Origin of the sequence: Amycolatopsis sp., assembly GCF_036008905.1 — a bacterium.
GTDB lineage: Bacteria > Actinomycetota > Actinomycetes > Mycobacteriales > Pseudonocardiaceae > Amycolatopsis.
The window spans coordinates 16,680-27,941 of record NZ_DASYMU010000184.1 but is presented as its reverse complement, the minus strand read 5'-3'; the positions used below and the strand labels follow the sequence as shown (position 1 = coordinate 27,941).

12 protein-coding genes are annotated in these 11,262 nt (G+C 67.4%); 2 read left to right on the top strand and 10 right to left on the bottom strand.

Going from position 1 to position 11,262, the window contains the following annotated elements:
• The 8 genes from VGP60_RS30670 to VGP60_RS30635 form a co-directional block, all read right to left on the bottom strand.
• Positions 1–609 (bottom strand): amidase family protein (locus VGP60_RS30670; RefSeq protein ID WP_327551625.1); only part of this gene is annotated, 609 nt, incomplete at its 3' end.
• A gap of 17 nt (positions 610–626) precedes the next feature.
• Positions 627–1,397, bottom strand: coding sequence for an SDR family NAD(P)-dependent oxidoreductase (locus tag VGP60_RS30665; protein WP_327551624.1), 771 nt, complete (start codon positions 1,395–1,397; stop codon positions 627–629).
• 11 nt (positions 1,398–1,408) lie between these two features.
• Positions 1,409–2,836: an aldehyde dehydrogenase family protein gene (locus VGP60_RS30660; RefSeq protein ID WP_327551623.1), complete on the bottom strand. Its 1,428-nt coding sequence runs from the start codon at positions 2,834–2,836 to the stop codon at positions 1,409–1,411.
• Positions 2,836–3,606, bottom strand: a complete 771-nt coding sequence (locus tag VGP60_RS30655) for an ABC transporter ATP-binding protein (protein WP_327551622.1) — start codon at positions 3,604–3,606, stop codon at positions 2,836–2,838. Before VGP60_RS30655 ends, VGP60_RS30660 begins: the two co-directional genes overlap by 1 nt.
• Positions 3,603–4,349, bottom strand: a complete 747-nt coding sequence (locus VGP60_RS30650) for an ABC transporter ATP-binding protein (protein WP_327551621.1) — start codon at positions 4,347–4,349, stop codon at positions 3,603–3,605. Before VGP60_RS30650 ends, VGP60_RS30655 begins: the two co-directional genes overlap by 4 nt.
• Before the next feature lie 50 nt (positions 4,350–4,399).
• Entirely contained in the window at positions 4,400–5,224 is an 825-nt protein-coding gene (locus VGP60_RS30645; protein ID WP_327551620.1) for an ABC transporter permease, read from the bottom strand.
• Positions 5,224–6,168 carry an ABC transporter permease gene (locus tag VGP60_RS30640; protein WP_327551619.1) on the bottom strand — a complete coding sequence of 315 codons (945 nt, stop codon included), beginning with the start codon at positions 6,166–6,168 and terminating at the stop codon, positions 5,224–5,226. Before VGP60_RS30640 ends, VGP60_RS30645 begins: the two co-directional genes overlap by 1 nt.
• Before the next feature lie 50 nt (positions 6,169–6,218).
• The gene (locus VGP60_RS30635; RefSeq protein ID WP_327551618.1) at positions 6,219–7,706 is read right to left on the bottom strand and encodes an ABC transporter substrate-binding protein; all 1,488 of its coding nucleotides are present in this window, start codon (positions 7,704–7,706) and stop codon (positions 6,219–6,221) included.
• Between the two features lie 85 nt (positions 7,707–7,791).
• On the opposite strand from VGP60_RS30635, the gene VGP60_RS30630 reads away from it, so the two are divergent.
• The gene (locus VGP60_RS30630; protein WP_327551617.1) at positions 7,792–8,538 is read left to right on the top strand and encodes a FadR/GntR family transcriptional regulator; all 747 of its coding nucleotides are present in this window, start codon (positions 7,792–7,794) and stop codon (positions 8,536–8,538) included.
• A 71-nt stretch (positions 8,539–8,609) separates the two neighbouring features.
• Positions 8,610–9,674, top strand: coding sequence for a patatin-like phospholipase family protein (locus VGP60_RS30625; RefSeq protein WP_327551616.1), 1,065 nt, complete (start codon positions 8,610–8,612; stop codon positions 9,672–9,674).
• A 199-nt stretch (positions 9,675–9,873) separates the two neighbouring features.
• On the opposite strand, the gene VGP60_RS30620 is transcribed toward VGP60_RS30625, so the two are convergent.
• Positions 9,874–10,428, bottom strand: coding sequence for a hypothetical protein (locus VGP60_RS30620; protein ID WP_327551615.1), 555 nt, complete (start codon positions 10,426–10,428; stop codon positions 9,874–9,876).
• A gap of 214 nt (positions 10,429–10,642) precedes the next feature.
• Complete coding sequence (locus VGP60_RS30615) at positions 10,643–11,260, bottom strand: class F sortase (RefSeq protein ID WP_327551614.1); 618 nt, start codon at positions 11,258–11,260, stop codon at positions 10,643–10,645.
• Positions 11,261–11,262 lie beyond the last annotated feature (2 nt).

The window sequence follows — 11,262 nt, the reverse complement described above, 5'->3', positions numbered from 1 at the left end:
GAACGCGTCGATGTGGCTGTTGCCGCGGCTCTTGAAGCCGATCACCCCGACCCGCAGGTCGTTGTTCGACCCGACGATGTTCCCGTACGACCGGGCGGAGAACCCGAAGTACCCGGCGGCGGCCGCGGCGGCGGCACCGGCGCTCGACCCGCCCGGGGTACGGGTGGTGTCCCAGGGATTGCGGGACGCCGGGTGGAAACTCGACAGGCCGGAGGTGAGCATCCCGTAGTCCGGCAAGGTCGTCTTCGCGAGCAGCACGCCGCCGGACTCGCGGACACGAGCGGCGGCCGGGGCGTCGGCGGGCGCCGGGACGAGTGTGGTGGCCGCGGTCCCCAACGGCACGGGGGTGCCGCGGGTGGCGATGTTCTCCTTGAGCGTCAGCGGGACGCCGTCGATCGGGCCGAGCGGCTCGCCGTCGTGCCAACGCGCCTCGGACGCCTTCGCCTCGCTACGCGCGCTCGCCGGGTCGTACGCGTAGAGCGCGTGGAGCTCGTTCTCGCGGTCCTCGATGCGCGCGAGAACGGCCTCCGTCACCTCGACGGGTGACAGCGTGCGGTCGCGGTACCGCGCGACGAGCTCGACGGCGGTCAGGTCAGGCAGGTCGGTCATGACGATCCTTCACTCGTTCAGGAGGCTGGGGGCTCGAAGCGGCCGTCGACCGCGGTCCAGCCGCCGTCGACGGGCAGCACCGCGCCGGTCACGAAACTCGCGGCCTCGGAGGCGAGGAACACGACCGCTCCGGCCAGTTCGTCGGCGCGCGCCCAGCGGCCGAGCGCGCCCTTGGCGGCGTAGGCCTGGTACCACTCGGGGTTCGCCTTGATCTGCGCTGTCAACGGCGTCTCGACGACTCCGGGCGCGATGGCGTTGACCCGCACACCGGCCGGGCCGAACTCGGCGGCCGCGGTGCGGAACAGCTGCACCAGGCCCGCTTTTGTGGCCGCGTAAGGGCCTTGCCCCGGCTCCACAGTGGTCCCGCGGATCGACGAGAAGCCGATGATGCTGCCGCGACGGCGTTCGACCATGCCCGCGCCGAACGCGCGGACGACCTCGAAGGTGGCGCCGAGGTTCAACGCGATCACGCGGTCGAATTCCTCGCGGGAGTAGTCGAGCAAACGCTTGCGGACGTTGGTCGCGGCAGTGAGCACGACGACGTCGATCTCACCGAGTTCGGCGGCCGCACGCTGGGCGGCGCCGGTTTGGAGGAGGTCGATCTCGTAGACCTCGCCGCCGATCTGCGCGGCGGTTTCCTTGGCGGACTCGAGGTTCCGATCCGCGCAGACCACCGAAGCGCCGTGCGCGGCCAACGCGAGCGCCGACTCGCGGCCGATGCCGCTGCCCGCGCCGAGCACTACAGCTCGTTTGCCGTCGAGCCGGAAGAGTGTTTCGTAGCTTTTCATGGACACGCTTTTCATGGACGCAGCACCGCCATCCTGGTCACCGTGAGTTCTTCGACCGCGAACCGCGGCCCTTCCCGCCCGACTCCGGAGTCCTTCACGCCGCCGTAAGGCATGGTGTCGGACCGGAACCCGGGCACCTCGTTGACCACCACACCGCCGACGTCGAGCCGATCGAGCGCACGGAACGCGGTCTTGAGGGAAGTACTGAAGACGCTGGCGTGCAAGCCGTAGCGGGAGGCGTTGACCTGGTCGAACGCCGTGTCCACATCGGACACCGTGCGCACGCAGACGACCGGGCCGAAGATCTCCTCGTCCCAGCAGTCGACGCCGTCGGGCACGTCGAGGAGCACTGTCGGCCGGATGACCGGGCCGTCCATACCCCCGCCGACCAGGCGAGCACCGGCGGATATCGCTTTGTCGACCCAGTTGATCACTCGCTCGGTGGACCGTTCGTCGATCAACGCCGACACGCGAGTGGTCTCCTCGCGTGGGTCGCCAACGGTCACCTCGTCGAGCCTGGCCAGCAAGCGCTCGGTGAAATCCTCCACCACCGACTCGACGACGAGCACGCGCTGTACCGAAATACAGGCCTGCCCGGACGCGTAGAACCCGCCGCGCAGCACGGCGTCGGCGGCAGCGTCCACATCGGCGTCTTCGGCGACGACGAGCGCCGCGTTCGACCCCAGCTCCAGCAACGTCTTGGTGGGTGCGGCATCGCGGGCGATCCGGTGCCCGACCGCGGCCGAGCCGGTGAACGACACCGCGCCGATCCGGCGGTCGGTGACCAAAGAGGACCCGACCTCGGCGTCCCCGGTGACGAGCTGGACCATCGCGGCCGGCGCGCCGAGTTCCGCCGCGGCCTCCCGCACGAGGTGGACCAGCCACAGCGTCGCGAGCGGGGTCTGTGGTGCGGGTTTGCACACCACCGGGCAGCCCGCGGCGATGGCGGGCGCGATCTTGTGCGACGCGAGCAGCAGCGGGTAGTTGAACCCGGCGATGCCGACGACCACACCGATCGGCTTGCGCGTCCAGAACCCGACGAGCCCATCACCGGACGGCAACAGGTCGAGCGGGACGGTTTCGCCGTGCAGCCGCGAAACCTCTTCGGCCGCCGCTTCCCAAGTGACGATCGTGCGCGCGACCTCGACGCGGCAGTCGACCAGCGGCTTGCCGGTCTCCGTGACCAGCAGCTGTTCGAACTCCTCTTGGTTAGCCCGGATCGCGAGGCTCACGTTGTTGAGCAACGTCCGGCGCGTGCGCGACGGCAGATCGGCGACCTCGCGGGCGACACCGACGGCTTCGTCCAGCGCTCGACGCGCGAGCTCCGGTGTCCCGACGGGCGCGTCCGCGACGAGTGTGCCGTCGAAGGGAAAGGTGACCGGCCGGCTGTCCTTTGTGGCTGTCCAACCCGGACCGATCGGCAATCCAGCGGGGTACATCAGGCGCCTTCCGTCAGCTTGGCGAGCGCGGCGCGAAGGCTCGGCGCGGCCGCGATCAGCTCTCGGGTGTACTCGTGCGCGGGCTGGTCGTAGACCTGCTCGACGGCACCGAGCTCGACGATCTCACCCTGGCGCATCACGGCGACGGTGTCGCAGACGTGCCGCACCACACCGAGATCGTGCGACACGAACACCATCGTCAGCTCGAACCGGTCGACCAGATCCGCCAGCAGGTCCAGGATCTGCGCGCGTACGGAGACGTCCAGCGCGCTGACCGGCTCGTCCGCCACGAGCACACTCGGCCGCGGCGCCAGCGCACGCGCGATCGAAATGCGCTGACGCTGCCCGCCGGAGAACTGGTGCGGGTACCGGTCCCCCGCGTCCGCCGGTAGCCCGACGGCGTCGAGCAACTCGGCGACCCGCTCACGATCGACCCGGCCGAGCGGCTCACAAATGATGTCGCGCACCCGCATCCGGGGGTCGAGCGAACCCATCGGATCCTGGAACACGATCTGCAACTCCGAGCGCAGGAACTTCAGTTTCCGCTCGGGCACACCGTCGACACGCTGGCCGCGGAACCTGATCGAGCCGGAAGTCGGCTGATCCAACCCGGCCAGCAATCTGACCAAAGTGGACTTTCCGGACCCCGACTCGCCGACGATCCCGAACCGCTGCCCCGGCTCGACGTCGAACGAAACCCCGCGCAGCGCGTGCACGTCTCGCCGGGAGTAGCGGCGTTCCAGATCGCGGACCTCGATCAACGCGCTCATGACACCTCCAGGTCCGAAGCCTTGAGAAGCCGTTGCGTGTACTCGTGTTTCGGCGCTGTCAGGACTTCGCGTGTGCTCCCGGCCTCGACGATCTCGCCGTCGAGCATCACCAAAACCCGTTCGCACACTGACGCCACCACGGCGAGGTCGTGCGTGATGAACAGCAACGACGTCTCGCGTTGCCGGGTGCCGCTGAGGATCAGGTCGAGGATCCGCGCCTGCACGGTGACGTCCAGCGCGGTGGTCGGCTCGTCGCAGATCAGCAGCGCGGGATCGTTGGCCAGCGCCATCGCGAGCACCACGCGTTGCCGCTGCCCGCCGGACAGCTGATGCGGATACGCGCGGACGGCGTCGCTCGGCAGGCCCACCGAGTCCAGCAGTTCGGCGGCGGCTGACTGGTGATCGCGCCGCGTGCCGTGGATGGACATCGGCTCGGCGACCTGGCGGCCGACGCGCATCGCCGGGTTGAGCGCGGTCATCGGCTCCTGAAAGACCATGGACATTTCGTTGCCGCGCAAGCGGGACAGCTCTCGCTCGGACGCGCCGAGCAGCTCACGGCCCTTGAGCTTGACCGAGCCGGACGCGCGCAGTTCGTCGGGCAGCAGGCCCATGATCGACAACGCCGTCAACGACTTGCCCGACCCGGACTCCCCGATCAGCCCGACACGCTCGCCCGTGCCGACCTCGAACGACACGTCTCGCACCAGATCGGAAACTCCGAGACCTTCGATGACCAGAGTCACGCCCGCCCGTCTCCCTCCACCACCCTCAACGGAGACGCTTCGCGTCGCTGTCATGATCGAACCGCCAGTCTGGGATCGAAACGGTCGCGCAGGCCGTCGCCGAGGAGGTTGAAACCGAGCACGGCGAGTGCGATGGCGATACCGGGGATCAGCGCGAGGCGGGGTTCCAAGGTCAGGAGTTCTTGGGATTCCTGCAACATCCGCCCCCAGGACGGTGTCGGCGGAGCCGTCCCGAAACCGAGGAACGACAGCGCGGCTTCAGCGAGCACGGCGATCGCGAACGACACCGACGCCTGCACGATCAGCAGTCCCGAGATGTTCGGCAGCACGTGCCGCAGCGCGATGTTCAGCCGCGACCGCCCACCGGATCGCGCGGCCAGCACGTACTCGCTGCTCATCACCTGCAAGGTCCCGGAGCGCGCGATGCGGGCGAACGAAGGCACGGTCGCGAGACCGATCGCGATCATCGCCGTCAGCGTGCTGGCGCCGTAGACCGCACCGAACATGATCGCCAGCAGCAGCGCGGGAAACGCGAGCACGAGGTCGTTGCCACGCATGACGAACTCGCCGAGCCAGCGTTTCGACATGCCCGCGAAAATGCCGAGCGGAGTCCCGATCACCGCGGCGATCCCGACCGCGACCACGCCGACATACAACGTCGTCCGCGCGCCGACCATGATCTGGCTGGCCACATCGCGGCCGAACCTGTCGGTGCCGAAGACGTAGTCACCGGTCGGGCCGAGCAGCCGAACAGCCGCGTTGACCTTTTCCGGATCATGCGGCGTCCAGAAGAACGAGACGAGTGCCGCGAGCACGACCAAGCCGATCAGCGCCGAGCCGACAGTGACATTCACATTCCGGGTGCGTGTCTGCATCAGGACCCCCGCAGTCTCGGGTCGAGCACGGTGTAGAGGACGTCCACCACGAAGTTCACCAGCAGCACCCCCACCACCAGGACGAGCACGATCCCTTGCACGCTCAGCAGATCGCGCGCCGCGACCGAGTCGAGCAGCATGCTGCCCAGCCCCGGCAACACGAACACGCGCTCGACGACGACAGCGCCGATCAGCAGCGTCGCGAGTTGGAGCCCGAGCACGGTCACCACCGGAACGGCCGCGTTGCGCAGGCCGTGCCGGAACAACGCCTGGTACGGCCGCAATCCCTTGGATCTCGCCGTGCGCAAGTAGTCCTGGCCGAGCGTGTCGAGCACCGAAGACCGGACATATCGCGTGAGCACCGCGCCCTGCACGAGGCCGAGCGACAGCGCCGGGAGGATGAGACCGCGGATCCACTCGCCCGCGTCCTGGTTCGGCGGGGTCCAGCCGCCCGACGGCAGCCAGCGCCACTGCACCGCGAACACCTGCACCAGCAGGATCGCCGCGATGAACGCCGGGATCGCCACCCCGACCTGTGAGAGGCCGGAAATCGCCGTACCACTGGCTTTCTTGTGCCGGACAGCGGCGAGTGTGCCCAGCGGGAGCGCGATCACCAACGCCACCACCATGCCCGCGCCGACGAGCCACAGCGTCACGCCGAGCCTGTCGATGAGCTGTGGACCGATGGCTTCGCGTGTCACGTACGAACGGCCGAAGTCGCCGTGCAGAACCCCGCCCATCCAGTCGAAATACTGGGTGACCAGCGGCCTGTCGATACCGAAGTCGGCACGGGTCTTCGCGACGAGCTCAGGGGTCGCGTTGACGCCGAGCGCGACCTGCGCCGGATCGCCGGGCAGCACGGCCATGAACACGAACACCACGATCGACGCGACGAACACACTCGCGATGAGGATCGCCAGCCGCCTGACCACTCTCAACGTCATGCCCACCCGTCTCCCACCACCACCCTCAACGGAGACGCTTCGCGTCGCTGTCATACTCGCCCCAAGCCCGTGAGATCGAACGACTCGCTGACCTGGTTCTGGCTGAGCCCGGTGACCTTGGTCTTCGCGACGATCACGTTGGGAAACAGGAACAACCAGTCCGCTGCGGCATCGGCGTTGAGCGTCTTCGCCACCTCACGCATCTTGACGATCTGCTCGTCGGTCGAGCCGCTGTCCGCCTGCGCGAGCAGCTCCTTCACCTTCGGATTGTCGTAGCCCCAGTAGTACTTCGGATTGCCGAACGTCGTGATGTCCCGCGCTTCGACGTGCTGGATGATCGACAGGTCGAAGTCGTGGTCGGTGAAAACCTGTTTGAGCCACACCGCCGGGAAGTCGAGCGGCTCGATCGTCACCTTCACGCCGACGTCCGCCAGCTGCGAGCCGACGACCTGCGCGGCCGACACCGAGTAAGGCAGGTTCGGAATGCGCAGCCGCAGCGAGAGATTCGTCTGCCCGGCCTCGGCGAGCAACGCCTTCGCGCGCGCCGGGTCGAACGGGTACGCCTGGGAAAGGTCCTCGTACCAGGGATCGGTCGGCGGGACCATACTGCCGATCAACGTCCCGCGGCCGGCCCAAGCCGTGTCCAGCAACGCTTTCCGGTCGATCGCGTACGTCAGCGCCTGCCGCACACGGACGTCGTTGAGCGGCGCCTTCGCGTCGTTGAACGCCAGCGTCACCTCGCTGTTCGTGGTGCCCTGAACGACGTTGAAGCGGTTGTCGTTCTCGAACTGCGGGATCGAATCCGGGGCGGTGATCGTGGAGATGACGTCGATGCCGTTGCTCAGCAGCGCGTTGTTCAACGCCGTCGGATCCTTGATGTACTTCAGGTACACCGTGGAGTAGACGGGCTTTTTGCCCCAATAGCCCGGGTTTTCGCGCAGCACGATCGAATCGCCGCGGCGGCGCTGCGCCACGACGTACGGGCCGGTGCCGATGGGCGTGTTCGCCAGGTCCGCGACGCCGGTCGGACTGAACATCGCGCCGAGGCGGGTGGTCAGGTCGAACAGCCAGTTGTTGCTCGGCTTGCTCAGCGTCACGCGCGCGTGGGTCGGATCGACGACGTCCACGCGCTCGACGACATCCATTTTGGACTTGATCGAGATCTTCCAGTCGGTCTTCACCCGCAGTAGGGAGAACTTGACGTCGTCGGCGGTGAAGGGCGCGCCGTTGCTGAACTTGGCGCCGGGTTGAAGCTGGAAGTCGTAGGTCTTGCGATCCGCGCTGACCGTCCACGAGCTCGCGAGCAGCGGCACGATCTTGCCGTTCTCGTCGAGCTTGACCAGGCCTTCGTAGACGTTGTAGAGCAAGGCTTGCGGGATGGCCGTGCCGTCCGTGCCGGTGAAGTCGAAGTTCGCGGGCTCGGCGGTGAAACCGACGGAAAGCGAGTTCGGATCGCTGCTGACGGTGGCGCTGGAGCCGGCCGAGCAGCCCGAGACCACGAGCAGCAGCGCTAGCGCCGTGACGTGAAGCCTTCGCATCTCGCCTCCAGGACGGTATGCTGGTCGGACCAGTAACCCAGAGGTTCGCACTACTGGACGTCGTGGTCAAGGGGGTGCCGCTCAGGTGAGATTCGAGCCGGTCGCCACAGTCCGCGCGTACGAGCGGGTCGTCCAGCAGATCGAAGAAGCCGTGTTCAGTGGCACTTTGAAGGCCGGAGAACGGTTGCCGAGCGAGCGCGAGCTGATGACGCAGTTCGCCGTCAGCCGGTCGACGATCCGTGAGGCGCTCCGGGTTCTGCAAGCGGCCGGCCTGATCCGCTCGAAGCCCGGCGACCCACGCGGGCCCGAAGTGCTCGCGGCGTCGCCCGCGGCGCTGCACAAGTCGATGCACCGCCTCACGCGCGCGGATCACCTGAGTCTCGCGGAGTTGTTGCAGTTCCGGATGGCGCTCGACGGCTCGGCGCATCTGCTCGCCGCGAAGCTGCGCACCGAGGAACATCTCGCCGAACTCGAAGCCGCCCTCGCCGCGATGCATGCGGGCACCTCACTCGGGTACGCCGAGTTCAGCCGCGCGGACGTCGCGTTCCACGAGGCGATCGCCCGTGCGGCGGGGAATCCGCTGCTCGTGGTGTGCCTCGAAGTCGTCCGTGGTGTTGTCCTGGAACAGATCGAAGAAAGGCTCTCGCACGCCGGCGACCAGGACGCGCTCATGCGGACCTGGCTCGCCCACCACGGCGAAGTGCTGCAAGCGATCCGCGACGCCGACGGCGAACTCGCGGCGCGACTGGCCAGGCGCGCGCTCTACGACAACTACGCCGAGTACGTCCCCGAGTGCGAGCGCGTGCTTCTCCACCCCCTGCTCGACATCTAGGCCCTGCACGAAAAGGCAGACCTTCGGTAACTCTGCGCAAGCGGGACGGCCACCCGACTACACTCAGTAGGATGAACGGGCTGGACGACGTCGTGAGCGAACCTTCGGTGCAGCGCAAGGGAGTCGGGCTCTGCCTGTCCGGCGGCGGCTACCGCGCGATGCTGTTCCACACCGGCGCGTTGTGGCGACTCAACGAGATCGGCTGGCTGCGCAAGCTCGACTACGTCTCCAGCGTCTCGGGTGGTTCGATCGCCGCGGGAGCGCTCGCGAAGGCGTGGCCGAAGCTGAGGTTTTCCGGCGGGGTGGCCGAAAACTTCACCGAAGAGGTCGTCGTGCCGATCCGGAAGCTGGCCGGCACCCGCGTCGACGTCCCGGCGATGTTGCGCGGCATGGTGAAGCCGTGGCGCAGTGTCGGTGAGGAACTCGCGGACGCGTACGCGAAGCACCTCTACGGCGACATGACCCTGGGACAACTCGATCCGACCGGCCCGAATTTCGTGTTCACCGCGACGAACCTCCAGGACGGCACCCTGTGGTGGTTCCAATCCGGGTCGAACGGGCAGATCCCGCTCGCCACCGCCGTCGCCGCGTCTTCGGCGTTCCCGCCGATCATGTCGCCGGTGGTCATCCCCGATCCGCTGGCACCGGGCACTGACAAGAAGATCGTGCTCAGCGACGCGGGCGTCTACGACAACCTCGGTCTCGACCCCGTCGAAGGCCGGTGCGCGACCGTGCTGGTCAGCGACGCCGGGAAACACATGCAGCGGAAGCAAAACGTCAAACGCAGCTGGCCGAGTCAGCTCATGCGCGTGCTCGACATCATCGACAACCAGGTGCGTGAGTTCCGCACTGGCGCGCTCCTGAAGTCCTACAAGAACAAGGACTTCGCCGGGACCTACTGGGGCAGCTACAGCGACATCTCGAACTTCGAACTGACCGACACGCTGCCCGCGCCGGTCGAAAAGACCAAGCTGCTGGCCGAAAAGGCCACCCGCCTGACGAAGACCCACGCCGACGTCCAGCAGCAGCTGATCAACTGGGGCTACGCCGTCTGCGACGCGGGCATGCGGAAGTGGGTCGACAACGACGCCGGCGCCCCGGCCGGTTTCCCGTACCAGAGCGCCGGCGTCGGCTAGGTCGTGTCCTGTGAGTCTGCTCGATGGGCTTCGGGTCCGGCACCGAAGACGAGGTCGGCGTCGGCGGCTCGGTCGGCACGGAGGTCTCGGTGACCTCCGACGTCGGCGTGGGATCAGTGGGCTGAGGCGACGCGGCAGGCGCGACGGTCCGTGTGATCAGGGCGCAGGCGAGCACTGCGCCCGCGAGTCTGCCCACTACTCAACCGATATCGGCGGTACCGCCGAAGCCGGTTTCGACTCCGCCTTTGGGCACCTGCTTGACCTGCGCCTTGCCGGTGTCGTTACCAGGAGTGACGGTGCCACCGGGGACCGGCACCGGCACGTCCCCGTACCGCTTGCCGCCACAGGTGAAGCTCAGCCGGATGTCGTCGATCGGGATCCCACTGGGCAGAAAGAAGGTCATGCCCCAGTGGTGATCAGCTGTCTCCGGGTACAGACCCCCGGAGACATCGATATCGGGAGAGACCAGGTTCTGCGGTTTACCGGCCGCGCAAACAATCCACAACATCCCCTGGCTATGTCCGATGTAGGCGAAGATGACGTCCCCGTCGACGTGCGGATCTTCCGGCCGGGTCGTGGAAGTCGCGGTGGGCGTGCTCGTCGGCACGGTCGTCGGCGGGGACGTCGGGGACGTGGTGACCTCGGACGTCGGCGTGGGCTCCGTGGTCTGAGCCGTCGCGGCAGACGCGACCGTCAGCGTGATCAGGGCACAGACGGACACTGCGCCCGCAAGTCTGCCCATCGTGTTCTTCAAGGCGATCTCCCCACTGCGTTCAACGACGCACGGTGATGCCCACCCCGTCACATTTCCCATGCGGCCACCCTGAACAGGTGACTTTGGCATCACGTCCGAAGCCGGCCACAGGTTGCCCGCGATATCGAAAAGACATCAGGTTGTCCCCCGATGACATCGGCGCCCCGGGACTGAAGAAGTCCCGGGGCGCCGATGAAACGCTCTTGCTACCGGTCTAGACGCTGACCAGGTTCGCGTACACCACGACGTTGTCCTTGTAGCTGTGGGCGGCGTGGTCGAACGCACCGCCACAGGTGATCAGGCGCAACTCGGGCTTGTCGGTGTTGCCGTAGACCGCGTCCGTCGGGAACTGTTCCTTCGGGAGCTGGGTTTTGCGGTCCACCTTGAACTTGAGCACCTGGCCGTCGCTCCGGTCGACGATGATCTCGTCGCCCTTCACGAGCTTGTCCAGCTGGGCGAAGATGCCCGGCTGTTCGTTGCCGTCGACGTGACCGAGCAGGATCGCCGGTCCGACCGCACCCGGCACCGGCGAAAGCCGGTACCAGGCAGCCTGCATCGGCTTGTTCGCGCTCGGGACGGCGATCTGGCCTTCCCCGTTCACCGCGACGGCGAGCAGGTCGGAGTCCGCGTCGATCTTCGGCACGCGCACCCGAGTGGGCCGGAGCCCGTCGAACGGCTCGCTGATCGGCACGTCGTCCGCCTGCACGGTGGCCGGAGCGTCCTGAGGAAGCCCTTGAGCGGCGGGCTCGTCGGAGCTGCATCCGGTCAGGGTGAGGGTGAGCAGCACGGCGGAAACGACTACTCCGCCGAGCTTACGAAGTGACACGGACATTT